Raw genomic sequence first — 26444 nt, 5'->3', positions numbered from 1 at the left:
CAACCATAGCGGGCTGCGCCGAGAGACTCAAACAACTTGTTTCGATGCGACGCCGCCGAATCGCTACAATTCGGCCATCCGCCTGAAGGGCCTTTCATGCCAGACATTCCGACGAGACGCAACGGTGTCTCGAAGGCCGTTCATCTGAACGCGCCTGCGCCGACGGTCAGCGTGCAGAACCTTCGGCTCGTCGCCCGGCATCGGCCGCAAACATTGAGCACCGTATCGTCATGACCCGTTGGCGCCCCCCTGCCCCGCGTTCCACCGCCATCATCACGCGGGAGGGTTTTGAAAAACTCAAGAGCGAGCTCGATCACCTCTGGCACACATTGCGGCCGGAAGTGGTGAAGGCGCTCGCAGCGGCCGCGGCCGAGGGCGATCGCTCGGAAAATGCTGAATACACGTATCGCAAAAAGCAGCTTGGCGAGATCGATCGCCGCGTGCGCTACCTCAGCAAGCGCATTCCGTCGCTGAAAGTCGCCGAAGGTGTGCCCGCGGACCGCGAGACAGTGTTTTTCGGAGCCGTCATCGAACTGGAAAACGCAGTGAACGGCGACACGCTGCGTTACCGCATCGTCGGGCCCGATGAGACCGATGCCAAGCGAGGCTGGATCAGCATCGATTCGCCGCTGGCGCAGGCTGTGATGAAAAAAAAGCTGGACGACGAATTCGAGGCGGAACTACCCAGCGGACGCACGCGCTTCGTGATCATTGCCGTGGAATACGAATAGGCTCTAAGACAGATGTAGCGGTGCCGGGTAAGACCTGCCGCTGCGCAAGGGTTGATAACACGGCGCGCTGAGGTGAAACGATTCCTCACCGTTGTCGACATGCCAGCCAGGGATGCCCGACAACGGCAGCGGCCGAAGCTCCAACGGATCGCGCAAAAGACGCTCTTCCGCGATGGCTTGTGCACAACACCGAATTGCGCTGTCGTCATCAACACTATCGCGCGACAGAACCACGATGGCTTTGCCCACGAGCAGCTTGCCGGGCGTCAATGCATGCTCAAGCAACGCATGACCAAACAGCGCCACGGTGACCGCGCCATTCAGCCATGCATCGCGATGACGCCAGAACAAACCGTGCCAGTCGTGCGCATCCCATAGCGCAAGCAGCGCCGGATCGCGCAATACAACCACGGATCCCGCTTCGTCGAAATGCGTCTGCGCGCATTGTGGCCGTGATCGCTCGCGCGGACCGACGCGTGCCACCTCGGCGACCTGCTGTCGATTGAGAGCGCGCTTGAGATCCGGATAACGCAACCAGATCATCGCATTGAACAAGTCGTGCCAATTGGCCTCGCGCGTGGCAATCAAACCGTGTTGCGCAATGCGTTCTTCGTAGTGCAGCCCGTCATCGAGCAAGGCGCGGGTCTGTGGAGCGAACCGTTCGCTCACTTCATTCGGCCAGCGCGCGTTGAGATCATCGATGGAAGGCCAGCGCGCGCCTTCCATCCAGTCGCGGTAGTCGCGCCAGTGCGTCAAAGGCGCGCGCGTAAACACACTCCGATCCACGTCATCCCGCGCCGGCGCGATGTAGCGCGTGCGGCGCATGGTTTCAACCTGCCAGGCGTGCGTGCAGATCGTGCTCGTCGGCGGCTTCGACCATCACGTCGACAAATTGGCCCGGTTTCAGCGACTGGCCGTTTGCGATGTGCACCACACCATCGATTTCCGGCGCATCGGCAGCAGAACGGGCCACGGCGCCGTTTGCGTTCGCCTCGTCCACCAGCACTTTGATGGTGCGGCCGATCTTGCGCTGCAGTTTGGCCGCGGAGATTTCCGCCTGCACGGTCATGAACTGCTCGAGGCGATCTTCCTTCAATTCCTCGGGCACCGGGTTCGGCAGCTCGTTCGCCTTGGCGCCGTCGACCGGCGAGTAGGCAAACGCGCCCACGCGATCGAGTTCGGCTTCGCGCAGAAAATCGAGCAGCTCCTCGAATTCCGCATCGGTTTCGCCGGGGAACCCGACGATGAAGGTGCTTCTCAATGTGAGATCCGGCACCAGCTTGCGCCAGTTCTGGATGCGCTCCAGCGTCTTGTCGATATTGCCCGGACGCTTCATCAGTTTGAGAATGCGCGGGCTCGCGTGCTGGAACGGAATATCCAGATACGGAAGGATCTTGCCTTCCGCCATCAGCGGCATGATCTCGTCGACATGCGGATACGGATAGACGTAGTGCAGGCGCGTCCACGCGCCGAGTTCGGAGAGACCTTCGCACAAATCCGTCATGCGCGTGCGATAGCTCTTTTCGCGCCACATGCGCTCGGCATATTTGATGTCCACGCCGTATGCGCTGGTATCCTGCGAGATCACCAGCAGCTCTTTCACGCCGCCTTTGACCAGGCGTTCGGCTTCTGCCAGCACCTCGTCCACCGGACGCGATACCAGATCGCCACGCATCGACGGAATGATGCAGAAACTGCAGCGGTGATTGCAGCCCTCGGAAATCTTCAGGTAAGCGTAGTGCTTGGGCGTCAGCTTGATGCCCGTATCGGGAATGATATCGAGCAGCGGATTGCGCTTGGGCGGCAATGCCGAATGCACCGCGCTCATCACGCTGGCGTAGTCCTGCGGACCGGTGATCGCCAAGACATCGGGATAAGCTTCGCGAATCAGCTCCGAGCGCTTGCCGAGACAGCCGGTGACAATCACCTTGCCGTTTTCATGCAATGCCTCGCCGATCGCGTCCAGCGACTCCTGCACGGCCGCATCGATAAAGCCGCAGGTATTGACGACGACGGCATCGGCTGCGTCGTAGCTGGGCACGATCTCGTAACCCTCGACCTTGAGCTGAGTGAGGATGCGTTCGGAATCGACCAGCGCCTTGGGGCAACCAAGACTCACAAAGCCGATCTTCTGGGTTGCCTTTGACATAGCCCTGACTACCGTAAACCTGCGGGAAACGGTCAATTATACGCCAGGTCAGCCCTTTCGCCCGGACGGGTAGACTGACTGGAGGTTCAGCTTGAGGAACACCTCCATGGGCAAGCACATCAACATCCCCACCAGCGGCACGCAATGCATTGGCGCCTACGTCGCCGAGGCAGCGGGAAAGCCCAAGGGCGGCATCGTGGTGATTCAGGAGATTTTCGGCGTCAACGCGCACGTGCGCAGCGTCGCGGATCGCTTTGCCGCTGCCGGCTACACGGCCATTGCGCCGGCCTTTTTCGATCACCTGGAAACCGGTGTGGAGCTCGGTTACACGGACGAGGGCATGCGCCGCGGAAGGGATCTGGTCGTCGAATTGGGACTCGATCGCGCCATCGAGGATGTCGCCAGCGCGGCCGAGGCCATCGCTTCGGCGGGCAAGATCGGTACCGTGGGTTATTGCTGGGGCGGCACCGTCGCATTGTTATCCGCGATCCGCCTGGGACTGCCCTCCGTGAGTTACTACGGTGCACGCAACGTGCCGTTCCTCGGCGAGAAACTGCAAGCGCCCGTCATGTTCCATTTCGGCGAAGACGACTCGTCCATCCCGCCGGAGATGGTCGCCAGGCATCGCCAGATGCTGCCGCAGATGGAAGTCTTCAGTTATGCCGGCGCGGGCCATGCATTCAATCGCGACATCGATCCGACGCACTACCACGAAGCAAGCGCAAAGCTGGCACTGCAGCGCACGATGGCATTCTTCGACAAGTACGTGGCCCAGGCATGAGACGGCCGGAATTCATGCTCGATGCGCGATTGCAGGCCGATACCGTGCCGGTGGCATCGCTCGAGATGTGCAACGTATTGCTGATGAACGACGCGCGCTATCCCTGGTTGATCCTGGTGCCGCGCGAAACCGGTCTGGTCGAAATTTCGGATCTCGGCGATCAGGCGCAGCAACGCCTGTGGCGCGAAGTGAATCGTGCGGCGAAGGCACTGCGCGAGATTGCACCGTGCGACAAAATCAACATCGGCGCACTGGGCAATATCGTGCGGCAGCTTCATGTTCACGTCGTCGCGCGTCGCGAGGGCGATGCCGCGTGGCCCGGGCCTGTCTGGGGTAACGGCCGTGCCGAACCTTATTCGGGCGACGCTCTGCAGTCGCTGCTCCTGCTTTTGCGCCAGCAATTCAGCAGCACGACTGAGTGATCCACCGGCACCTTTATTTTTTGCAAGGCCAAAATGAAAGCGCCCGCATATTTGCGGGCGCTTTGCCATGCATCTCGTTGGCGATAGCGGTCAGTGACCGCCGTTACCTTGCGAATTGTCGGCACCGGCACCGTAAGGAGTACCGGCGGCATCCTTATTGGTATCGCTGCTGGTCGTAATCGGTGCGTGGTAATCCTCCAAGGCACGCGCCTTGGTTTCGACCGGGTTGATGCGCGCAAGCTTGCCGCCATCGTCGTAGTAGGCAACGAAGCCGTAGTCGAGCTGAAGGCGCGCCATGTACTCCAGATGCTGCTTACGGATCTTGGAATCGTCGCTGGGCAGCAACAGCACCGTCTTGGGCATGCGGCCGGCATCCTTCAGGTAGGCAAAGTGGCTGCCGGCATCGAGCGCGGAGACCACCGCGCCATCGATCAGGAACTGGCCGCTCTTGTATGCCTTCATCGTCATGTCGAACTGACTTTGCTGCTGCGCGGAGTTCACCGCGTCATTCTTCGAAGCACCGCGATGGCAGCCACCAAGGACCAGCAGGCTGCCGAGCATGAGCACGGCGGCACCGCGGGTCGGCAACGTGGGAAAACGGATCATGCGAGGATCTCCTGCAAATATTCGGTGAGGCCAGGCGAAGTGTAACGCCGCCCCGAAAGAGTGGATGGGATGCGAAATACCGCCGTTCAGGTCCGCGGCAAGGTCACGCCTTGCTGGCCCTGATATTTGCCGCCGCGGTCCCGGTAGCTGGTTTCGCATTCCTCGTCGGACTCGAAAAACAGCATCTGCGCGACGCCTTCGTTGGCATAAATTTTGGCCGGGAGCGGCGTCGTGTTGGAAAACTCCAGCGTGACGTGGCCTTCCCATTCCGGCTCTAGCGGCGTGACGTTCACGATAATGCCGCAGCGTGCGTAAGTGCTCTTGCCCAGGCACACCGTCAGCACCTGGCGCGGAATGCGGAAGTACTCCACCGTGCGCGCCAAAGCGAACGAATTGGGCGGGATGATGCAGACATCCGCTTCCACGTCCACGAAGCTGGTCGGGTCGAACGCCTTGGGATCGACGATCGTCGAATTGATGTTCGTGAAGATCTTGAACTCGCGTGCGCAGCGCACGTCGTAGCCATAGCTGGACGTGCCGTAGGACACCAGCTTTTCGCCGTTGCGCAGTTTCACCTGCCCTGGCTCGAACGGCTCGATCATGCCGTGCTGTTCCGCCATGCGGCGGATCCACTTGTCGGATTTGATGCTCACGCGGACTCCGGTGCTTCACCCTGACGCGCCGGGCGGGGCCGGGCGCAAAGCGTCAAAAATACATGGTCTGGCGGCTCTTGTGCCAGTCGGGTCACACCGCGTCCAGCCCGGCCGCGAGACGCGCCGGCGGGGCGTGGCGTTTCATGCGCTGCCCGGACATCGCAAGGACCTGCGCCGCGGGCTTCCCGTCGGGCACGGCACCTACCCCGCGAGGTTCATGCGGTGGGCGTGCCTTGCACGATGATCTTGCCCAGCCCAAGCGACTTGTTGCGCGGCTGGCGCGCAAGCCGTCCCGCCGTGTTGCGGGCGATGTCGCGATAGCGCGCGGCCAGGTCCGAGTCGGGTATGGCGGCCACGGTCGGCATGCCGCCGTCCGCCTGCTCGCGGATGCGGATATCCAGCGGCAGCGAGCCGAGGTAAGGCACGCCGTACTGCTCGGCCATGCGCTCGCCGCCGCCGGTACCGAAAATGTGTTCCTCGTGGCCGCAGTTCGTGCAGATGTGCGTGGCCATGTTCTCGACGATGCCCAGCACCGGCACCTCGACCTTCTCGAACATCTTCAGCGCCTTGCGCGCATCGAGCAGCGCGATGTCCTGCGGCGTGGTCACGATCACCGCGCCGGCGACCGGCACCTTCTGCGACAGCGTGAGCTGGATATCGCCGGTACCCGGCGGCAGATCGATGATCAGGTAATCGAGCATGTCCCAGCGCGTGTCGCCGAGCAGCTGCATCATGGCCTGGGTGACCATCGGGCCGCGCCAGATCATGGGCGTCTCTTCGTCGACCAGGAAGCCGATCGACATGGCCTGCAGGCCGTGAGCGGTCATCGGCGTGATGCTCTTGCCGTCCGGCGATTCCGGCTTGCCGTGGATGCCGAGCATGCGCGGCTGGCTGGGGCCGTAAATATCCGCATCGAGAATGCCCACCTTGGCGCCCTCGGCGGCCAGCGCCAGCGCGAGATTCGCCGACACCGTGGATTTCCCTACCCCACCCTTGCCCGACGCCACGGCAATGATGTTTTTCACATTGCCCAGCGGTGCGAGCGTGCCCTGCACCTTGTGCGCATGAATGCGGCTACCGATCGATATCGCGGCCGAATCGATCGCGGGATCGGCTTCCAGCGCCTGCCTGACCATGCCACTGAGCGCCTCGCTCGCGCCGGCAGCCGGATAGCCGAGCTGGAGATCCACCGACACCTTGGCGCCATCCACGCCGATGGCGCGTATGGCGTCCGCCATGGGCGCGCCGGTATGGGGATCGATGAGGTCGCCGAGGAGACGGCGCACGAGGGCTTCATTGACCTGCGTCATGGGGAGAGAGATGGCTGTAGGAGCTGATCATTATGCCAGCACGCAACCCCGTGCCCCGCCAGAATGCGTGTTCAAAGCGTAAGCGGGCAGTGAAATGAGGGTGTTTGCGCATTGCAGCTTGACCCGTCACGAACCGCTGGGCAGGCTCGCCATACGCCAACGTAGGGAGAGCTTCAGCATGAAACGCCTGTCGCAATTCGCCATCGCCGCTTGCCTGTTGCTGGGTTCGGTCGTCGCCTGGGCCGCCACCGACACGCCAGTGGGCACGTGGCGGCAGATCGACGACGTCACCGGCAAGCCCAAGTCCATCATCCAGATCACGGACAACAACGGCCAGTTGCAGGCCAAGGTCCTGCAGGTGCTGATCTCGGAAGATGGCCCGCACCCGATTTGCAAGAAATGCGACGGCGACCGCAAGGATCAGCCGATCGAAGGCATGACCATCATGTGGGGCGTGAGCAAAGACGGCACGGTGTGGGACGGCGGCAAAATTCTCGATCCCAAGAGCGGCACCATCTACAAGGTGAAGCTCACCCTGACCGACAGCGGCCAGAAACTGGATGTGCACGGCTACGTAGGTTTCGCGCTCATCGGCCGCAGCCAGATCTGGGAACGCATCCAGTAATCAGTCAGTAATCAGCAGTCGTCCAGAGACGTCCGCGAATCGCCACTGCGGACGTCTTTCTTTTTGCGCATGCGTTAGCGCTAGCACATCGAACGCTTCACGCACCCATCACGCGAGATTGGACATTTCCGCTTTGCACGGCATCGCAATCTAGACAACACACGTACGCTGTCACCCGGTCGTCGTGCGATGGCAATAAGCCCACTTCATCGTTCCACGCTCCCATTGCGTACTGCCAAAGGCAGAAGGAGTGTGCGTATGTTGGTGAAGCGTAAATCGATATGGCTTGGAACGCTGGCAGCCGCTTGCCTGAGCGGATTGTTTGCCAGTTCCGCATTCGCTTCGGATAGCGGCAATCTGCTGGTCGATGGCGACGGCGAGTCGGGCACTTGCACTACTGATTGGTCCGCTGTGAACACGGTGCCGGGCTGGACAGTGACGCAAGGTAGTCCGTCGATCGTGTGTTATTCCATCGGCCGCTTCAACACACCGGGTTCCGGTTCCGGCGGCAATGCGTTCATCGCGGATGGTCCCTACGGCGATTCGGCGCTGCGCCAGAACGTCGATGTTTCAAGCGCTGCCACCGCGATCGATGGCGGCAACATCACTTACAACCTTTCCGGCTGGCTGGGCGGCTACACCGTCTACAACGGACAAGCCGTCGTCACCGCGACATTCCTCGATGCGAGCGGCAAACCGCTGGGCACGCCCGCGCAACTGGCCGGTGTAAACGCAAGCGCACGCGGGCTGGAAAGCGGTTTCATCGCCAAGTCCACGACGGGCAGCATCCCTGCCGGCACCCGCACGATTTCGGTACTGCTGCAATTCACCGATACGTCGGCTTCCTACAACATCGGCTATGCCGACAATCTTGCGCTGACGCTGTCGACGCCGGTAACTGCGCCGACGCTGAAACCGCCGGTATCGAACGTGCCCGCCTTCGATCACGTCTTCGTGGTGATGATGGAAAACACCGATTACAGCGAAGTCATCGGCGATACCACCGATGCGCCCTTCATCAACAGCCTGGCCAACCAGGGCACCCTGCTCGCCAACGCCAGCGGCGTCTATCACCCCAGCGATGAAAACTATCTGGCCATCGCCGGTGGCAACACCTTCGTGCAAGGCGCCATCTACTATCCGAACATCAAGGTGACGGCGCCCAATATCGCGGACGAAATCGAAGCCGCGGGCAAAACCTGGAAGGCCTACGAACAAGGCATGGGCACGCCCTGCAACACCAGCAACAACCACGACAGTTACTACGAACCGGACGATGCGCCCTTCATCAACTTCACCGACATCGCGTCCAATCCCGCCCGCTGCGCCGCTCACTTGTTCGACACCACGCAGCTGACCACCGACCTGCAATCGGCTTCCACCACGCCGAACTTCGCCTGGATCGCCGCGGACGACTACTATGACGGCGAATCCTCCGGCGACGGTTCATCCACGAGCCTGAAAGTACAGAACGGCTGGCTGCAGCAGACCTTGCAGCCCATCTTCAACTCGCCGGCATGGACGCAGCAGCGTTCGCTGCTCATCCTCACCTGGGACGAATCGGCTTCCAGCACGGGCAACCACATCGCCACCATTCTTGTCGGCTCCCCGGGAACCGTGCAGGCGGGCGCCATCAGCAATACGAGTTACAACCACTACAGCTCGGGCCGCACGATCGAGAACGCATTGGGCATCGCGCCGCTCACGAGCAATGATCAATACGCTCAGCCGATCAACGACGCTTTCGTTGCAACAGCACCGATCACTACAGCAACCCTGTCCAGCACCATGCCCAGCGTAAGCCAGGGCACGTATGTGCATGTCGATTACGCAACGCCCGCCAGCAAGCTCAACAGCGAAAACTGGATCGGCATCTATGCCGCGGGCAGCAGTCCGGGGAACGGTTCGTCCGCCAGTTGGCAGTACGTATCCGCAGCGAGTGGAACGGCTACTTTCGATACGTCCGGGCTTTCGCCGGGCACGTATAGCGTCTGGTATTGCTATGACAACGGCTACACGGTGCTTGCAGGCCCCGTCACGCTGAATGTGACCAGCCCGTGATGACCTGAGCAACACTTCACTGGCATCTCGACGTGACATGGATGAAGCCACAAACGACGGTGTGCTGCGATTCCAGGGATAGGAATCGCGGCATGCCAGCCCTGCTTATGTACGCGGTCTGGCCCTAACGCTCTGGCACCGATGGCGGAAATGAGACCAGCTGCGTAACGGCGAGGAGGCCGCGTCCGTCGTGTCATAATGCGCAGCTCTCCAGCCAGCGCCGAAACCATGTCCCGACGCCTACTCGTCACCCACGCCCTGCCCTACGCCAACGGCCCGCTGCACCTGGGCCACATGTTGGGCTACATCCAGACCGATATCTGGGTCCGCGCACAACGGATGATGGGCAACGAGGTGTATTTCGTGGCGGCGGACGACGCGCACGGCACGCCGATCATGCTGGCCGCGGAGAAAGCGGGTGTTTCGCCGGAGGCTTTCATCGACGGCATCCGTGCCAGCCATGAGGCCGACTTCGCCGATTTCCACTTCAGCTACGACAACTACTACACCACGCATTCGGACGAGAACCGCGAGCTGGCGTCGCTCATCTACACGCGCTTGCGCGATAGCGGCTACATCGCCCGCCGCAGCATCCAGCAGCTTTTCGATCCGGAAAAGCAGATGTTCCTGCCCGACCGCTACATCAAGGGCGTGTGTCCCAATTGCGGCACGCCCGATCAGTACGGCGACAACTGCGAAAACTGCGGCGCCACGTATGCGCCCACCGACTTGATCAATCCTTACTCGGTGATGTCCGGCGCCACGCCGATACTGCGCGACTCGGAACATTACTTTTTCGAGCTGAGCAAGTTCGAGGCGCTGCTGCACGGTTGGTTCGCCGGCAAGCTGACCGATGGCGCGCCGGTGGCCAACGCCGGCGTCGTCGCCAAACTCAAGGAATGGCTGGACGGCGGCCTGAAGGATTGGGACATCTCCCGCGACGCGCCGTATTTCGGTTTTCCGATCCCCGACGCGCCCGGCAAGTTCTTCTATGTGTGGCTGGACGCGCCGGTCGGCTACCTCGCCAGCTTCAAGAACCTGTGCAACAAGACGGATCTCAAGTTCGAGGATTTCCTCGCGCCCGACAGCAGCACGGAGTTGCACCACTTCATCGGCAAGGACATCATCAACTTCCACGGCCTGTTCTGGCCGGCGATGCTGCATGGTGCGAAGTTCCGCACGCCGACCGCGCTTCACGTCAACGGTTATCTCACCGTCAACGGCGCGAAGATGTCCAAGTCGCGCGGCACGTTCATCCAGGCGCGCACCTACCTGGATGCCGGATTGCATCCGGAATTCCTGCGCTACTACTTCGCCACCATGCTCAGCGATACGCCGGTGGACGTCGACCTCGACCTCAAGGCGTTCGAGGAGCGCGTCAACTCGCACCTGATCGGCAAGTGGGTGAACATCGCCAGCCGCACGGCGGGCTTCGTGCAAAAATTCTTCGACGGTCGACTGTCGTCGCAGTTTTCGGAAGAACAGAACGAACTCTGGCGCGTGCTGATTTCGCACTACGAAGGCGTACCAGCGCTCTACGAAGCCGGCGAATTTGCCGAAGCCATGCGCCGTTTCGTGTTGATCGCCGACCTGGTCAACGGACACATCGCCGCCAAGGCACCCTGGGTGATGGCGAAAGACGAAACCCAGCGCGAAGAACTGCACCAGGTGTGCTCGTTCTCGCTGGCCGCGTTCCGTCTGCTCGGCGGCTTGCTGAAGCCGGTGCTTCCTGCCACCGTGGAAGCAGCAGAACAGTTCCTCGCCGCGCCCATCGCCGACTTCGATTCGGCCTGCGCCACCCTCCACAACCACACGATTCGAAGTTTCGAGCCGTTGCTCTCGCGCATCGACCCCAAGCGCATCGAAGCGATGGTCGAAAACTCGAAAGAATCGCTGACGGCCACACCTGAGCCTGCCAGCGTCTCCAAAAAAACCGCCAAGAACGAAAGCAAGCGCATGACCGACAACGCCACTCCCGCCGCCACACCAGACACCGCCACCATTGGCATCGACGACTTCGCCAAGCTCGACCTGCGCGTCGGCAAAGTGCTCGCCTGCGAATTCGTGGATGGCTCGGACAAGTTGCTTCGCTTCGAACTGGATGCCGGCCCGCTTGGCAAGCGTCAGATTTTCTCTGGTATTCGCGCGGCCTACGGCGAGCCGGAAAAACTGATCGGCCGCAACGTGGTCTTCATCGCCAACCTTGCGCCTCGCAAGATGCGCTTTGGCCTTTCCGAAGGCATGATCCTTTCCGCCGGCGACGGTGGCGGCGATCTGTTCCTTCTGGATGCGGACCAGGGTGCCAGGCCGGGCGCGACGGTGCGCTGACCGGTCACGCGATCTTTGCGTATGAGCTCGCTCGCCGACCGCATCGATGCCCTGCTCCCGCAAACGCAATGCGAGCAATGCGGCTATCACGGTTGTCGGCCTTACGCCGAAGCGATCGCAAACGGTGAAGCGGATATCAACCAGTGTCCGCCTGGAGGGAGCGCAGGCGTGGCGAAGCTCGCTGCGCTCCTTGGACGTCCACCGATACCGCTGAATCCGGAAAACGGTGTCGAGAAGCCGCGCACGCTTGCGCGTATTGTCGAGGCCGATTGCATCGGTTGCACCAAGTGCATCCAGGTATGCCCCGTCGATGCGATCGTCGGCGCCAACAAGCTGATGCATACTGTCATCGCGCAAGATTGCACCGGATGCGAACGTTGCGTACCGGCCTGCCCCGTGGATTGCATCGTGCTTGAAGCCATGCCCATGGCACAGGCCGACGATCCCGCCTGCGCCGACGCGGCGCGCATGCACTTTCAGCGCCGCGAAGCCCGGCTTGCTACGCAACAAGCACAGCGCGAAGCCGAGCTGCTCACGCGCAAGGCGCAGGTTCACAGCGCAAGCCAAAGCGTGCTGGATGCACTGGCACGCGCAAAAGCCAAAAAACAGGAGCCCAAGGCGTGAAGCGAGCCGACATCGTCGAACTGTTCACCCGCCTGCGTGAACTCAACCCGCGTCCGACGACCGAATTGCTCTATGAAACGCCTTTCGAATTGCTCGTCGCCGTGGTGCTGTCGGCGCAGGCCACCGATGTGGGCGTCAACAAGGCAACGCGCAAGCTCTATCCGGTGGCGAATACGCCGCAAGCCATGCTCGATCTCGGCGAAGAGAAGCTCAAGCGCTACATCAACACCATCGGCCTGTTCAACGCGAAGGCGAAAAACGTCATTGCACTCTGCCGCATCCTGATCGAGCAGTACGGCGGCGGAGTTCCGGACAACCGGGAAGCGCTGGAAGCATTGCCAGGCGTGGGCCGCAAGACCGCCAACGTCGTGCTCAACACCGCGTTTGGCCACGCCACGATCGCCGTCGACACACACATTTTTCGCGTTGCCAACCGCACCGGACTGGCGCCCGGCAAAGATGTTCGCGCCGTCGAGGACAAGCTTGAGAAAGTCGTGCCCGCCGAGTTCAAGCAGGACGCGCACCACTGGCTGATCCTGCACGGCCGTTACGTATGCAAGGCCCGCAAGCCGGATTGTCCGAACTGCGTGATTCGCGATCTCTGCCGTTATCGCGACAAGACACCTTCAGCATAATTTTTTCTGGCGCAGAAAAACAAACGGCGGGCATAGGCCCGCCGTTTTTCCATCCTTAGGTCGAACTCCATTCCGATAACTGTTGCAGCTATTCGTGTCCCACCGATCAGAACGGGTAGTAACGGAAGCTGGTGAAGAACATGTTGTCCTGAGCGCTCGGAGCGTTGCTGTTGACGTCCGTGAACAGCTGGCGCGAGGCGTGCGAGAACTGCGTACCGAACTGCACTCGGCCGAACTTGCCCTGGTAGAACTTCCACCAGAAGCCGATCGTCTGCTCCTTGACGCTGCGGGTCTGGCCCGTGCAATCGGTGGCCGCACCGTAGACCAAGCATTCGCTGTTGTTGTAACCGAGGGCAGCGGCGCCATAACCGAGCGGCTTGCCGTTCACGCCGGAGGTCAGGTAGCTGTCCTGTTGTTCGCGGCCAGCGGTGGCGTACACATCGAGGGAGTCCGTGGCATGCCAGGTCAGCGTGCCGAGCGCCATGTTTTCCTTCAGCGGATGCGGAGCGCCGTTCGTGTTGTACGTAATGTCGTTCAGGCCAGCGGTGCCGTAACGGCCGATGCCCTTGCCGCTCATGCCCGAAAGCTGGAAGTCCAGGACCTTCGGAACCAGCGGCAACACCATGCCGAAACCAAAGCCTTCGCCATGCGCGGTCTGATTGGTGGTAGCGGCAGGGCCGCCGTTGGCAGTCAGCGGGGTCACGCGGGTCGTGAACTGGCGCGAAATGCCGAACAGTTCGTAGTGACCCCAACCCGGATCAGCCGCACCCTTCACGATGATGTCCGGAATCTGGTTGATCGACACCGTATTCAAGGTGTCATACAGAGAACCGGCCTGGACCGTAGCCGTCGTCGTCGCATAGTTCTTGGTGCCCGTACCAGCCAGGGAACCGATGCCGGCCGTCTGCGGATTTTCCACCGACAGGCCCAACCACCACACCTTGTTCCAGTCCTTGACGATGCGCAGCTGGGTCTGGCGAGCCCACGTGAAGCCCACGTTATATTGCGCGTCGATGGTGGGAGGCAGCACTTCCTTCAGCGGGGTGATACCCACGCTGTCGAGGGTCAGCAGCGACCAGGCCTGACCGGCCAACACATGCAGGCCGTAGTCGTTCCAATCCACACTGCTCCACAACTGACGGACACGCAGGTTGAACGAGTTGCTCTCGTTCATGTTCGCCGTCTGGGCGCCACCGAGGAAGTCCGTCTCGTAGTAGCCCGTCACATGGGTAGAGTCGTTGATGTCGCCCTCAGCCTTGATCGACAGACGGCTCTGGCGCGCGCTGTAGAGGAACTGATCGTTCTTGGCGTTGGTGACCGGGTAGCTGGTGGTAGCGCCGCTGCTGGTGTTGATCGGCGCGGTGCTCGTACCGCCCAGGAACGGGATGGCGGTGAACTTGGTGGCCACGTCATCGGCCGTGTCGCGCGAGCGGTACGCCGATTCAGCCGCCAGGAAGCCGCCGAAGGTCCACTTCACGCCGCCGGTGCCACCCAGGGTGTCGCCGGTCTTGATCTGCGTCGCAGCTGCCTGCACCTGCGTCTGGGTGGCCGCCACCTGAGCCTGAGTGGCCTGCACAGCCTGCGCGGTCTGCGTCTGCGCTTCGGTCTGGGCCGCCGACTGCGACTCGAGGTCCTGAACCTTCTGCTCCAGTGCTGCGATCTCGGCCTTCATCTGTGCCAGTTCGGAGGCACTAACGGTCACTTTCTTGTTAGAGGTCGTCTGTGCCGACACAGCCGTAACGCTGGTCAAGCCCAAACCGGCAGCGATGGCCACCGTGAGCATCTTGGAACGCATGTTGTTATCTCCGCTATCAATGAAACCGCAATGGCTTCCCAAGTCACTTCCCCTGGAGTGGCCTGCGGGTTGGCGGCATGATCTAGCGGCAGCTTTACCGTTAGATGGATGTTATGTGACAGAACGAAGACAAAACCATACGGTCGGTAAGGTACTGGGGCACAAGCGCCTGCCCTCATCGTCCACGCGGAGCGCGCCACGAGGACGATGAGGGCAAGATCTAAACCTTAGTTCGACTGATATGCTTTACCGATGGAGCAACTCAACAACAGCCTGGCGGCCCGACTGGCCGATCGCTTTCGCGGCTTTCTGCCGGTGGTCGTAGACGTGGAAACCGGCGGGTTCGACGCAGAACGCGATGCCTTGCTGGAAATTGCCGTCGTGGTCATCGGCATGGATCAGGAAGGCCATCTGTATCCGCATCCTGCCGTTTCCACGCATGTCGAACCCTTCCCTGGCGCGAACATCGATCCGCGCGCGCTGGAAATCACTGGCATCGATCCGGAAAACCCGTTGCGCGGTGCGCTCGACGAGCGGTCGGCACTGGACCATATATTTCAGCCCGTGCGACTGGCGATCCGGCAGAACGAATGCCAGCGCGCGATTCTGGTTGGCCACAATGCCGCGTTCGATCTGGGCTTTCTCAATGCGGCCGTGCGCCGTGTCGGGCACAAGCGCAATCCGTTTCATCCTTTCAGTTGCTTCGACACCGCCACCTTGAGCGGCCTCGCCTTTGGGCAAACCGTATTGAGCAAGGCCGTGCTCGCGGCCGGCTATACATTTGATTCGCGCGAAGCACATTCCGCTGTCTATGACGCGGAACGCACCGCCTTGCTTTTTTGCCGCATCGTCAATCGCTTGCGCGCCCTGGAAGTGCTGGAACTCGAGCGTGTGGGTTCTGTCCTTCCCTGACAAGAACTTACGGCTGTCATCAAGCTGAAATATTCATCTCATCTCATTGCAACACCTAGCCCCTGCAATACACGGGACTTACGGCATCCACTCGCCACTTCCCTCCTAAGGAGCCTCTGTGTTGACCTCATTCAAACTTCCGTCTCGCCTCGGTACGCTCGCCATTGCGGTCGCCGCGTCCATGTTCGGCATGACGGCGCAAGCCACCGACATCACCGGTGCAGGCTCCAGCTTCGTGTATCCGGTCATCTCCAAGTGGTCCGCCGCTTACGCCGAGAAAACCGGCAACCACATCAACTATCAGTCGATCGGTTCGGGCGGCGGTATCGCCCAGATCAAGGCAGGCACCGTTGATTTCGGCGCCTCCGACATGCCGCTCAAGCCGGAAGACCTCGCCAAGTTCGGTCTGGGCCAGTTCCCGGATGTGATCGGCGGCATCGTGCCGGCGTTCAACGTTGCTGGCGTGGCTCCGGGCGCACTTGTGCTCGACGGCGCCACCCTGGCCGACATCTACCTCGGCAAGATCACCACCTGGAACGATCCGGCCATCGTCAAGCTCAACCCCAGCGTCCACCTGCCGAGCAGCCGCATCACGGTGGTGCATCGTTCGGATGGCTCGGGCACCAGCTTCAACTTCACCGACTATCTCTCCAAAGTGAGCGCGGATTGGAAGACCAAGGTGGGTGAAGGCACCGCCGTGCAGTGGCCGGCCGGTATCGGCGGCAAGGGCAACGAGGGCGTGTCCGCTTATATCAAGCAGATCCCGAACTCGATCGGCTACGTCGAATACGCCTACGCGCTGAAGAACAACATCGGCTACGCGAAGATGAAGAACGCGGCCGGCAACGTGGTCGAACCCAACACCGCCAGCTTCCAGGCTGCCGCCGTCACGGCCGACTGGAAGAACGCCAAGGACTTCAACCTGCTGATGACCAATGCGCCGGGCGCGCAGGCATGGCCGATCACGGCTACGTCGTGGGTGATCATGTACAAGACGCCGAAGAATGCCTCCAATACCAAGGTTGCCTTCGACTTCTTCAAGTTTGCGTACTCGAACGGCCAGGACGCGGCCCGCTCGCTCGCCTATGTGCCGCTGCCCGACTCGCTGGTGCAGCAGATCGAGAGCTACTGGTCCAGCGAATACAAGATGTAAGCTGCGCGCTGTCGCAACGACAGCCACAGCATTTGGACTTGCGACGCGCGCAACGGTCTGTTGCGCGCGTCGTTCTGATTAAATCCACCGCGGAAACGCCTCAGCATGCAAGCTACAAGCGCCGAACCGCTCGCTCGTGATACCGAACATCGTTCGCGCGCCGATGCCCGTCACGATCTCATCTTCCGTCTCCTGCTTCGCTGCTGCGCGCTGTTCGTGCTCGCCACGCTGCTGGGCGCGGCGCTATCCACGCTGTGGGGCGGCCGCGATGTGTTGCTCAAGGACGGCTTCCATTTTCTCACCAGCTCCGACTGGAATCCGGTCGAAGATCAATACGGTGCCTTGGCTCCCATCGCCGGTACCTTGATCACGTCATTGATCGCACTGGTCATCGCGGTGCCGATCAGCTTCGGCATTGCCCTCTTCCTCACCGAGATCGCGCCAAATTGGCTGCGCGGTCCGGTCAGCGCAGCCATCGAATTGCTGGCTGGCATTCCTTCGATCATCTACGGCATGTGGGGCCTGTTTGTCTTCGTGCCGTTCATGGCGAACATCGAGCCGACGCTCAACGATACGCTCGGCAACATTCCGGTGATCGGCGCACTGTTCCAGGGGCCGCCGCTGGGCCTGGGCCTGCTCACCGCGGGGATCGTGCTGGCGGTGATGATCCTGCCGTTCATCTCCTCGGTGATGCGCGAGGTATTCCAGACCGTTCCCGCGCGTCTCAAGGAGTCGTCATACGCACTCGGCTCCACTACCTGGGAAGTGGTGTGGGACATCGTGCTGCCGTATACCCGCTCGGCGGTCATCGGCGGTATCTTCCTGGGACTGGGCCGCGCGCTCGGTGAAACCATGGCGGTAACCTTCGTGCTGGGCAATTCGTACAACCTGACTTCGTCGCTGCTGATGCCGGGCACGTCGATCTCCTCGAGCATCGCCAACGAATTCAACGAAGCGGTGGGCCTGCATCGTTCCGCGCTGATCGCGCTGGGCTTCCTGCTCTTCGTGGTGACCTTCATCGTGCTGCTGATCGCACGCCTGATGTTGCGACAGCTGGCTCGCCGGGAGGGTCGCTGATGTCCGCCATTTACGCTCGCCGCAGCATCACCAACATCATCGCGCTGGTCCTTAGCGGATTCGCCACACTGCTCGGCCTGATCTTCCTGGTGTGGATACTCTGGATCACCGCAGAAAACGGTTTCGGTGCGCTGAAACTGACCCTTTTCACCAAGATCACCGCTTACGGGGCTGATGGTGGCTTGTCCAACGCCATCGTGGGCAGCTTGATGATGGACCTGATGGCGTTGCTGATCTGCGCGCCCATCGGCGTGCTCGCCGGTACTTACCTCGCCGAATACGCGAGCTCTACGCGGCTAGGCGCATCGATCCGCTTCCTCAACGACATCCTGCTGTCCGCACCTTCGATCGTGCTGGGTCTGTTCGTGTACGTGATCGTCGTGGTTCCAGCCACGGCGCTTACCGGCGGGAGTATTACGTTCTCTGGCTTCGCCGGCAGTGTGGCGCTTGCGTTGATCGGTCTGCCGGTGATCGTGCGCACCACCGACGAGATGCTGCAGCTGGTGCCGGGCACGCTGCGTGAAGCGGCCTTGTCGCTCGGCATTCCGCAGTGGAAGCTCACCATGCAGGTGCTGATGCGCGCCGCGTTCTCGGGCATCCTCACCGGCGTGCTGCTGGCGCTGGCGCGCCTGGCGGGCGAAACGGCACCGCTGCTGTTCACCGCTTTCGGCAATACGTACATGACGTTCCATCCGCTGGACAAGATGGCCAGCATGCCGCAGACGATTTATCAGTACACCAACGATCCGGACCCGGCACTGCACGCGATCGCGTGGGCTGGCGCGCTGCTGATCACTCTATTCGTGCTGGCGCTGAGCCTGCTGACCCGCATCATGTTTTCGCGCAAGAAGGTGAGTTATGAATGACCTCGCCGCCGCCACTGCGGCGCCCATGACCGGTGCCGCGGCGCCCGCCAAGATCAAAGTGCGCGACGTGCACTTTTACTACAACGGATACCATGCGCTGAAAGGCATCAACATGGACATTCCCGAGAAGCAGGTGACTGCGATCATCGGGCCGTCCGGTTGCGGCAAGTCCACCCTGCTTCGCATCTTCAACCGCATCTACGCGATCTATCCGAAGCTGGAGGCCCAGGGCAACATCGAACTCGACGGCGAGAACATCCTCGACCCGAACTATTCGATGAATCGTCTGCGCACCAAGGTCGGCATGGTGTTCCAGAAACCCGTACCCTTCCCGATGACCATTTTCGAGAACGTGGCCTACGGCATTCGTCACCATGAAAAGCTCTCACGCGCCGACATGGAAATCCGCGTCGAGCAGGCCCTGCGCAGCGCGGCGCTGTGGGACGAAGTGAAAGACAAGCTCAAGCAGAGCGCGCTGGGTCTGTCCGGCGGTCAGCAGCAGCGCCTGTGCATCGCGCGCGGAATCGCGCTGCGTCCCGAAGTGCTTCTGCTGGACGAACCGACCTCCGCGCTCGATCCGATCGCCACCGGTCGCATCGAACAGCTCGTGGAAGAGCTCAAGCACGAATACACCATCGTGATCGTCACCCATAACATGCAGCAGGCCGCGCGTTGCTCCGACCGCACCGCCTTCATGTACCTGGGCGAGCTGATCGAGTTCGACAACACCGAAAAAATCTTCACCAAGCCCGGCAAGAAGCAGACCGAAGACTACATCACCGGACGCTTCGGATAATCGGCGCGAAGTGTCCACTTGTTTCCCTCTCCCTCCGGGGAGAGGGTCAGGGTGAGGGGCCACCCTCGCGAGACACTCAACAGGCCCCTCTTCCAATTTCATCTACGAGGCAACACCCCATGAGCGGCAGCGGCAAGGAACACATCATCAAGAGCTACGACGACGAGCTGATTCGCCTGACCGGCGAACTGGTTCGCATGGGTGAGCTGGCCGTAAGCCAGCTGGAGGCGGCCATCGACGTCGTCGAACGCCGCGATGAGCGCGCCGCACAGCACGTGGTGCACAACGACGACGCGATCGACCAGCTCGAACAGGAAATCAGCCACGACGTGGTCCGCCTGCTGGCGCTGCGCGCGCCTATCGCCGGCGACCTTCGCAATGTTTTCGCGGCCCTGCGCATCGCGGCGGACATCGAACGCATCGGCGACTATGCCGCGAACGTCGCCAAGCGCTCCATTCCGCTGTCGATGGCTGCGCCGCTCACGCCCACGGGTGGCCTGGCCCACCTTGCCGAATTGGCCGCTGAAGAAGTACGCGAGGTACTGCGCGCCCACCGCGACCGCGACGCCGAACGCGCCCTCAAGGTGTGGCACGACGACGTGGAGCTGGACGAAGCCTACACCGCCTACTTCCGCGAATTGCTCACTTACATGATGGAAGACCCGCGCGTGATCACGCCGTGCACCCATCTGTTGTTCATGGCCAAGAACATCGAACGCATCGGCGACCATGCCACCAACATCGCCGAGAACGTGTGGTACCAGGTGAAGGGCGAGCCGTTGACTGCTCCGCGCGACAAGCGCGACCTGACGTCCAATCCTGAGCCGGTGAAGCTGGGCAATCGTCCGGACTGAGAAAACATTTTCCGACGTATGTCGGTGCCTCACCGTCATTCCGAATGACGGTGAGGCACTAACAGCTGTTCCGGAACGTTAGCGTTTTCGTGAGACAAGCGTTCGTGAGACAAGCGTAAGTCGGCCGCGAACCTGCCCAGCCCTTATCGCGGCTCCACGCCGTGCCCTGCGTCTCGCGCTTCCTTTCGCAAGCGCGCACTGCGCCCAATGCCATAAATACCAATCAGCAACCACGCAAGCTGCATGAAGAAGGCAGCCGCATTGAAGCTGCCGAACAACAGCGACAGCATCACGCCGACGGCACCCAGCACGTTCATCAGCTGGTAGACCAGGCCATTGCCGTGCAGCTTGTGAGCCTGCAGCAGCAAAAAGGCCAGCAGCACGAGCACTACGCCGATGTAGCCGGCCCAATCGTGCCAGTAGAACGTCATCGCACACCTCTTTGACGCAGGGCCTCGAACAGGACGATACCGGTCGCCACCGATACATTGAGGCTTTCCATCGTACCGGGCATGGGAATCTTCGCCACGAAGTCGCAGGTCTCGCGCGTCAGTCGGCGAATGCCTTCGCCTTCGCTACCCAGCACCAACGCTACCGGCCCCTTCAAATCCATGTCGTAGATCGACTTGTCCGTATCGCCAGCCAGGCCGGTAATCCATACGCCTGCATCTTTGAGCGTCCTCAAGGCGCGCGCAAGATTGGTCGCGGCAATCAGCGGCACGCGATCCGCGCCGCCTGCCGAAGCACGGCGAACCACCGGTGTCAGACCCACCGCGCGATCCTTGGGCACCACCACGGCCGTCACATTGGCCGCCGCAGCGCTGCGCAGACATGCGCCCAGATTATGCGGATCGGTGACACCGTCGAGCACCAGCACCAACGCGTCATGGCCTGCCTTTTCGATCAATTCGGGCAAGTCGCTTTCGCCCGCCAACGGCGGAGGCTGATAAAGCGCCGCAATACCTTGATGACGTGCCTCGCCAGCCAGACGATCAAGCTGTTCGCGCGGACGATGATGAACGGGAATCTTCAAAGCCTTGGCACGCTCGGCCAATTCATGCACGCGCGGATTGCGCTGGCCGTTCTCCACCAGTATCTCGCTAACGCGCTCGGCGTCGTTGCTCAACGCACCATCCACCGGGTTGATCCCGACGATCCAACTCTCGCTCATCGTTTACCTTTTGCCTTCTTCGCGCCCGCTTTTTTAGCGTGCACCTTGTCCGTGCCTGCAGCCTTGCTACCGGGGGCCTTCTGTTTGCTCTTGCGCTTGTCGGGCGCAACGGTGGATTTCTCCACCCAGGCTTTCTTGCCGGGCTTGGCTGCGCCGTGTTTTTCCTTCGCGCCATCGCGCGCGGGCACAGCAGGCAGCGTCGGCAACGGTTTACGACCCGACGGCAGCGAATACCGCTCGCCGGCCGCCGCATAATCGTAGGCGCGCTGCGTAGTCGGTGCCGGAATTGGAGCGCCCTTCTTCGTCGGCTGCACCAATCGAAAATCGATCTTGCGGTCCTCAAGGCTTGCTCGCAAAACTTGCACGCGCACATGATCGCCCAGCCGGAACTGCACGCCACTGCGCTCGCCTTTCAGCAGATGCCTCACCGGGTCGAAGTGGTAATAGTCGTTGGAGAGCTGGCTGATGTGCACCAGACCGGACACTTTCGATTCGTCCAGTTCCACGAACAGACCGAACGACGTCACGCCAGTGACCGTACCCTCGAACTCTTCGCCGACATGCTTGGCCATCCAGGCGCAGCGGAACCGCTCGTCCACATCGCGCTCGGCTTCCTCGGCGCGACGTTCACGCTGCGAGCAGTGCAAGGCCATCGCCGCCATCGCGGCATCGGTGTAATCGTACGCGTCGGGCTTGCCGCTCTTGAGCGCGTAACGGATCGCGCGATGGACCAGTAGATCCGGATAACGGCGAATCGGCGAGGTGAAGTGCGCATAGGCGCTCAACGCCAGGCCAAAATGGCCGCGATTGCCGGGCTGATAAGCCGCCATGCTCTGCGCACGCAACAGCACCGATTGAATGAGTTCCCGTTCGGGCCGGTCATGCACCATGCGCAACACTTCCGCGAAATCGCCGGGTGTCACATCTTCCAGCGGCGGCATGCGCAGTTTGAATTCACGCAGGAACTGCTGCAGGTCTTCGTATTTTTCGGCCGGCGGCGGCTCGTGCGCACGATACAGGGCGGGAATCTTGCGCTTCTCGAGGAACAGGGCCGCCTGCACATTGGCGGCGATCATGCATTCCTCGATGAGCTTGTGCGCGTCGTTACGCTCCACCGCGCCCACCGCTTCCACTTCGCCCGTCTGATCGAGACGGAACTTCACTTCCGGCGTTTCGAAGTCGATGGCGCCGCGGCGACGGCGCTGCTCGGACATCGCCTTGTACAACGCATGCAGGTTGCGCAGATGCGGCAGTACATCGGCCACTTCATGCAATGCGTCGGCGCCTTCCAGGCCGATCGCCTGCCAGACCTTGTCGTACGTCAGACGCGCGTGCGAAAGCATCACTGCGTCGTAGAACTTCGACTTGACCACTTCGCCCGACACATCGACCTGCATGTCGCACACCATGCACAGGCGTTCCACCTTCGGATTGAGCGAGCAGATGCCGTTGGACAGTGTTTCCGGCAGCATCGGCACCACGAACCCCGGAAAGTATGTAGACGTGCTGCGTTCGTAGGCTTCCTTATCCAACGCGCTTCCGACGCGCACGTAGTGCGATACATCGGCAATCGCCACGATCAAGCGCCAGCCGCCGCCACGTCTGGGTTCGGCATAGACCGCGTCGTCGAAATCCCGCGCGTCCGCGCCATCGATCGTCACGAGCGGCAGCTTGCGCAGATCCACGCGGCCTTCCCGCTCGGCCACGGTCACTTCTGGCTCGATCTGCGCCGCTTCGCGCAGTACTTCCGGCGGCCATTCGTGCGGCAGGTCGTGGCTGGCAATCGCCATTTCCACCAGCAACGATGGCTGCAGGCGTTCACCAAGCACCGCGCGAATCGCACCGAGTGGGCCACGATAGGCGGTCGGCGGATCGGTGATTTCAGCCACCACGATCTGCCCGGAACGTGCGCCCTGCTCCTTGCCGGGAACGATCATCACGTCCTGATGCAAGCGGCGATCATCCGGCACCACCAGCGTGACGCCGTTATCGATCACCACACGGCCCACCAGCCGTGGCGAGCGTCGCTGCAACACTTCGACGATGGCACCCTGCCGACGCCCGCGACGATCCACGCCCACCACGCTCGCGAGCACGCGGTCTCCATGCATCACGCTGCGCATCTGATAAGGCGAAAGATAGAGATCATCGCCACCCTCATCCGGGCGCAGGAAACCGTAGCCCTCGGCGTTTGCCAGGACAACGCCGGGAATCAGGTCCAGCTTGCGTGCCGGCGCATAGCCGCCACGGCGGCCGAGCAGCAGCTGACCGTCGCGCACCATCGCCGTGAGCCGTTTGGACAAGGCGAGGATGCTGTACTCGTCATGCAGCTGCAGTGCTTCGGCGACACGCGCCTCGGTCAGCAGTTCGCCGCGCTCCTCAAGCAGGGCCAGGATGGCCTCGCGGCTGGGTATGGGGCGTTCATAGCGCTCTGCCTCGCGCTTGGCAAAAGGATCTTGCGGCCGCTTGGCCGCTGCCTTCTCCTCGGACGACGCTGCATAGCCGCGACGCGCAGCCTTCTCCGCACCAGACCGTCCCTTGGGGACCTTGGTCACTTTGCGCGGCGCTTTTTCCTTGCTTCGATTTTTTTTCGGGGTCACAGCGTAAGTATCGCCTTGATGAACGATTCGATAAATGGTCCGTCTGAAGTCGCTGTTCGCCTACACGGACACCGTGAAGAAACAGTTGACAAGACGCCCGCCGATGCCTACTCTACGCGGCTCGCACAGCCCTAAAGGCTCACGCGACACCTGCCCAGGTGGCGGAATTGGTAGACGCACTAGTTTCAGGTACTAGCGGGTAAAACCGTGGAGGTTCGAGTCCTCTCCTGGGCACCAGATCATTGAAAGCCGCCGCAAGGCGGCTTTTTCGTTTCGGGGTTTCCCCCTCACAGCTCGCGCAGAATGCGAAAACCCACGCGACCGCTGCGGATGCTTGCATCGGCGCCCTGGCGATACGCCGAATTCACCTGATCGGGCGAACTGCCCCACGACCCGCCACGCACCACGCGCAAGCCGCATCCCGGATTGACCCATGCACTGCCGTCGGAAGGCGCGCGAATGTAGTTGTCGTGCCAGCAATCGGCCATCCACTCTGACACGTTGCCGTCGATGTCGTACAGGCCGAATGGGTTGGGCGCGAATGTCATCACCGGGGCCGGCCCCCAATAGCCATCGCCGTAGCCCTGGAAAGCATGACTCCAGCGTCGCCCGCTCGGCGAACGATCGAGCGAACCGGTGAGGTTTTCCACTTTGCTGCTTGGCAGGCCTTTGCCCCACCAGTAGCGCGTGGTGGTCCCACCGCGCAGTGCATATTCGAATTCCGATTCACTCGGGAGACGATATTTCTTGCCCGTGCGCTGGCTCAACCATTGGACGTAGGCATTCGCGTCGTTCCACGAAATGTTCACGACGGGCAGATTGTCTGCGGCGGAACGTCCCGCGTAGTCCGACGCCCAGGTGGCGCTGCTGTCGTCGCGCATGACGCCGCTGCTCTCGTCATAAACACTGGCGCCGCCATTGGTGACCGAATCGGGCTTGTAACCGCTGGCACGAACGAAATCGCGAAACTGGCCCACCGTGATATCGGTTTGCGACAACGCGAAGCCTTGTTCGATGGTCACTTGATGCTGGGGCATCTGCGCATCGGTACTACCCACCTCGCCATCGGGCGCGCCCATCATGTAGCTGCCCGTGGGAACGACCAGCATGGTCGGCGAGTGTCCATTCATGTCGACGAAGTGGTCGGTGAAAACTTGACCGGGCTTGTAACTGGAATACAGGCGCGCATTGGTCAGGCGCTCTTCGAATTCATCGATACCGGCCACCTGCGGACTGATCGCCTGCGCCTGTCCTGCGAGCTGCTTGGCCAGCGCCACATTTCCCGCTTCCAACGCCGTGCGCGCCTGCGCCAACACGCCGGCCGCGCGCTGCTGGCGAATGCCGTCGACCTGGCTTCGCACATTCTGCAGTTGCGGCGAATCGGCCTGGATGGACTGCGCTTCGTCGATGGCTTTTTCCGCACCGGCGAAATCGTTTTGCGCCACGGCGGCCAGGGCGCGATCCAGCACAACACGCTGAACTTGCAGAATGCCCTGTGCGGCGACGGCATTTTGCGCATCGAGCTTCTGCACCTGCCGGTACAAATCGAGCGCGTTGTTGCCGGCGGGTTGGTCGGCACTGCCCTGCTGCAACAGATCCGCGGCCTTGGCCAGCATCGGGCGCACTTGATTGAGCGTCTTCATGCTGGCCTCGAGCGGCGCCACGTCGCTGGTCGAGTTGGGCATGGTCTTGAGGCTGTCGAGCAACGCACCTGCCGATCCGGAGTCGCCAATGGCGATGTCCTGCGTGATCTCCGCAATCAGATGCGTGCGCACCTGATCGAGACCCTGCGCGGCAGCGCGACTGTCCGGCTTCAGTTTGAGCGCCTGCTGGTACAAATCCGCCGCGCTGTTCTTCGGGCCCGCTATCTGCCCCGCCAGGAACGCCTTGTTCGCGCGCTCCAGCAACGCCTTGACTTCGGGCGTGTCGGCCGACAGCTGCTCGGGCAACGGTGCGCTCGTGCGATTGAGGCGCGAGGCAATCACCGCCGTCGGCGCCAAGGTCAAAGGCGGGCCGGCGTTGAGCTCGTCCTGCGCCGAGGGCATCACGCTGCCCGCACGGGCGGGCACGGTCGGCGCGAAGCGGCGCGCCCCCGGCACGCTTGGCGGATTGGCCACTTCTTCGGGAGTGACGTGGAAGATGCGTGGAAAAAAGTGATACGTAAGCCCGCACGCCAGCACAATCACGCCGAGCGCCCCACCGAGCGCGCGTTGACGTTGTACGGTTTCCTTGCTCGGCATGGTGGGCGTTCCGTGGCTGGCCTGCTATGGTTCGCTGCTTACCATATGGCACCGC

The 26444-nt window shown here is 61.7% G+C and carries 24 protein-coding genes and 1 tRNA gene; 15 read left to right on the top strand and 10 right to left on the bottom strand.

The annotated features are described in order from the left end of the window. Positions 1-230 precede the first annotated feature (230 nt). On the top strand, positions 231-731 hold the full coding sequence (greB, locus tag DWU99_RS00195) for a transcription elongation factor GreB (RefSeq protein ID WP_115475987.1): 501 nt from the start codon (positions 231-233) through the stop codon (positions 729-731). A gap of 3 nt (positions 732-734) precedes the next feature. On the opposite strand, the gene DWU99_RS00190 is transcribed toward greB, so the two are convergent. Both DWU99_RS00190 and rimO read right to left on the bottom strand, forming a co-directional pair. Beyond that, entirely contained in the window at positions 735-1556 is an 822-nt protein-coding gene (locus DWU99_RS00190; RefSeq protein ID WP_115475986.1) for a DUF3025 domain-containing protein, read from the bottom strand. A 4-nt stretch (positions 1557-1560) separates the two neighbouring features. Further along, the gene (rimO, locus tag DWU99_RS00185) at positions 1561-2880 is read right to left on the bottom strand and encodes a 30S ribosomal protein S12 methylthiotransferase RimO (protein ID WP_115475985.1); all 1320 of its coding nucleotides are present in this window, start codon (positions 2878-2880) and stop codon (positions 1561-1563) included. A 106-nt stretch (positions 2881-2986) separates the two neighbouring features. On the opposite strand from rimO, the gene DWU99_RS00180 reads away from it, so the two are divergent. Both DWU99_RS00180 and DWU99_RS00175 read left to right on the top strand, forming a co-directional pair. Further along, complete coding sequence (locus DWU99_RS00180; RefSeq protein ID WP_115475984.1) at positions 2987-3661, top strand: dienelactone hydrolase family protein; 675 nt, start codon at positions 2987-2989, stop codon at positions 3659-3661. Further along, positions 3658-4083, top strand: coding sequence for an HIT domain-containing protein (locus tag DWU99_RS00175; RefSeq protein WP_115475983.1), 426 nt, complete (start codon positions 3658-3660; stop codon positions 4081-4083). The genes DWU99_RS00180 and DWU99_RS00175 overlap by 4 nt, the downstream gene beginning before the upstream one ends. Before the next feature lie 90 nt (positions 4084-4173). On the opposite strand, the gene DWU99_RS00170 is transcribed toward DWU99_RS00175, so the two are convergent. The 3 genes from DWU99_RS00170 to apbC all read right to left on the bottom strand — a co-directional run bounded on the left by DWU99_RS00170 (position 4174) and on the right by apbC (position 6652). Next, positions 4174-4689 carry a hypothetical protein gene (locus tag DWU99_RS00170; protein WP_233510795.1) on the bottom strand — a complete coding sequence of 172 codons (516 nt, stop codon included), beginning with the start codon at positions 4687-4689 and terminating at the stop codon, positions 4174-4176. Between the two features lie 86 nt (positions 4690-4775). Then, positions 4776-5342: a dCTP deaminase gene (dcd, locus tag DWU99_RS00165; RefSeq protein ID WP_115475982.1), complete on the bottom strand. Its 567-nt coding sequence runs from the start codon at positions 5340-5342 to the stop codon at positions 4776-4778. 215 nt (positions 5343-5557) lie between these two features. Then, entirely contained in the window at positions 5558-6652 is a 1095-nt protein-coding gene (gene apbC / locus DWU99_RS00160; protein ID WP_115475981.1) for an iron-sulfur cluster carrier protein ApbC, read from the bottom strand. Positions 6653-6830: 178 nt separating this feature from the next. On the opposite strand from apbC, the gene DWU99_RS00155 reads away from it, so the two are divergent. The 5 genes from DWU99_RS00155 to nth all read left to right on the top strand — a co-directional run bounded on the left by DWU99_RS00155 (position 6831) and on the right by nth (position 12925). Further along, a complete protein-coding gene (locus tag DWU99_RS00155; protein WP_115475980.1) occupies positions 6831-7277 on the top strand; it encodes a DUF2147 domain-containing protein in 447 nt (148 codons plus the stop codon). 258 nt (positions 7278-7535) lie between these two features. Further along, complete coding sequence (locus DWU99_RS00150) at positions 7536-9338, top strand: alkaline phosphatase family protein (RefSeq protein ID WP_158543187.1); 1803 nt, start codon at positions 7536-7538, stop codon at positions 9336-9338. Between the two features lie 228 nt (positions 9339-9566). Further along, a complete protein-coding gene (gene metG / locus DWU99_RS00145; protein WP_115477118.1) occupies positions 9567-11666 on the top strand; it encodes a methionine--tRNA ligase in 2100 nt (699 codons plus the stop codon). Between the two features lie 21 nt (positions 11667-11687). Then, positions 11688-12290, top strand: a complete 603-nt coding sequence (locus DWU99_RS00140) for an RnfABCDGE type electron transport complex subunit B (RefSeq protein ID WP_115475978.1) — start codon at positions 11688-11690, stop codon at positions 12288-12290. After that, the gene (gene nth / locus DWU99_RS00135; protein ID WP_115475977.1) at positions 12287-12925 is read left to right on the top strand and encodes an endonuclease III; all 639 of its coding nucleotides are present in this window, start codon (positions 12287-12289) and stop codon (positions 12923-12925) included. The genes DWU99_RS00140 and nth overlap by 4 nt, the downstream gene beginning before the upstream one ends. Before the next feature lie 106 nt (positions 12926-13031). Here the strand turns inward: nth and DWU99_RS00130 are convergent, their stop codons facing one another. After that, entirely contained in the window at positions 13032-14720 is a 1689-nt protein-coding gene (locus DWU99_RS00130) for a carbohydrate porin (protein WP_115475976.1), read from the bottom strand. Between the two features lie 252 nt (positions 14721-14972). Here DWU99_RS00130 and rnt point away from each other — a divergent pair, with 252 nt between their 5' ends. The 6 genes from rnt (at position 14973) to phoU (ending at position 20378) form a co-directional block, all read left to right on the top strand. Next, on the top strand, positions 14973-15632 hold the full coding sequence (rnt, locus tag DWU99_RS00125; RefSeq protein WP_115475975.1) for a ribonuclease T: 660 nt from the start codon (positions 14973-14975) through the stop codon (positions 15630-15632). Positions 15633-15753: 121 nt separating this feature from the next. Further along, positions 15754-16785: a phosphate ABC transporter substrate-binding protein PstS gene (pstS, locus tag DWU99_RS00120; RefSeq protein WP_425476795.1), complete on the top strand. Its 1032-nt coding sequence runs from the start codon at positions 15754-15756 to the stop codon at positions 16783-16785. Between the two features lie 105 nt (positions 16786-16890). Then, a complete protein-coding gene (gene pstC / locus DWU99_RS00115) occupies positions 16891-17862 on the top strand; it encodes a phosphate ABC transporter permease subunit PstC (RefSeq protein ID WP_115475973.1) in 972 nt (323 codons plus the stop codon). Next, positions 17862-18728, top strand: a complete 867-nt coding sequence (gene pstA, locus DWU99_RS00110) for a phosphate ABC transporter permease PstA (protein ID WP_115475972.1) — start codon at positions 17862-17864, stop codon at positions 18726-18728. Before pstC ends, pstA begins: the two co-directional genes overlap by 1 nt. Beyond that, positions 18721-19524 (top strand): phosphate ABC transporter ATP-binding protein PstB, encoded by an 804-nt coding sequence (gene pstB, locus DWU99_RS00105; RefSeq protein ID WP_115475971.1) that lies wholly within the window; start codon positions 18721-18723, stop codon positions 19522-19524. The genes pstA and pstB overlap by 8 nt, the downstream gene beginning before the upstream one ends. Positions 19525-19643: 119 nt before the next feature. Further along, positions 19644-20378: a phosphate signaling complex protein PhoU gene (gene phoU, locus DWU99_RS00100; protein WP_115475970.1), complete on the top strand. Its 735-nt coding sequence runs from the start codon at positions 19644-19646 to the stop codon at positions 20376-20378. A gap of 143 nt (positions 20379-20521) precedes the next feature. Here phoU and DWU99_RS00095 read toward each other — a convergent pair whose 3' ends face one another. Genes DWU99_RS00095 through rnr form a run of 3 tightly spaced genes read right to left on the bottom strand, consistent with a single transcriptional unit; the run spans position 20522 to position 24149 of the window. Then, positions 20522-20809 carry a CBU_0592 family membrane protein gene (locus DWU99_RS00095; RefSeq protein WP_115475969.1) on the bottom strand — a complete coding sequence of 96 codons (288 nt, stop codon included), beginning with the start codon at positions 20807-20809 and terminating at the stop codon, positions 20522-20524. Further along, positions 20806-21549 carry a 23S rRNA (guanosine(2251)-2'-O)-methyltransferase RlmB gene (gene rlmB / locus DWU99_RS00090; protein ID WP_115475968.1) on the bottom strand — a complete coding sequence of 248 codons (744 nt, stop codon included), beginning with the start codon at positions 21547-21549 and terminating at the stop codon, positions 20806-20808. The genes DWU99_RS00095 and rlmB overlap by 4 nt, the downstream gene beginning before the upstream one ends. After that, positions 21546-24149 carry a ribonuclease R gene (gene rnr, locus DWU99_RS00085; protein WP_115475967.1) on the bottom strand — a complete coding sequence of 868 codons (2604 nt, stop codon included), beginning with the start codon at positions 24147-24149 and terminating at the stop codon, positions 21546-21548. The genes rlmB and rnr overlap by 4 nt, the downstream gene beginning before the upstream one ends. A gap of 152 nt (positions 24150-24301) precedes the next feature. On the opposite strand from rnr, the gene DWU99_RS00080 reads away from it, so the two are divergent. Then, a tRNA-Leu gene (locus DWU99_RS00080) sits at positions 24302-24386 on the top strand. A gap of 50 nt (positions 24387-24436) precedes the next feature. On the opposite strand, the gene DWU99_RS00075 is transcribed toward DWU99_RS00080, so the two are convergent. After that, a complete protein-coding gene (locus DWU99_RS00075; protein WP_115475966.1) occupies positions 24437-26389 on the bottom strand; it encodes an SUMF1/EgtB/PvdO family nonheme iron enzyme in 1953 nt (650 codons plus the stop codon). Positions 26390-26444 lie beyond the last annotated feature (55 nt).

It is taken from the genome of Dyella psychrodurans (genome assembly GCF_003363265.1).
Taxonomy (GTDB): domain Bacteria; phylum Pseudomonadota; class Gammaproteobacteria; order Xanthomonadales; family Rhodanobacteraceae; genus Dyella_B; species Dyella_B psychrodurans.
Note: the sequence above shows the minus strand (reverse complement) of the source record. Positions and strands in the feature narration are given on the sequence as shown.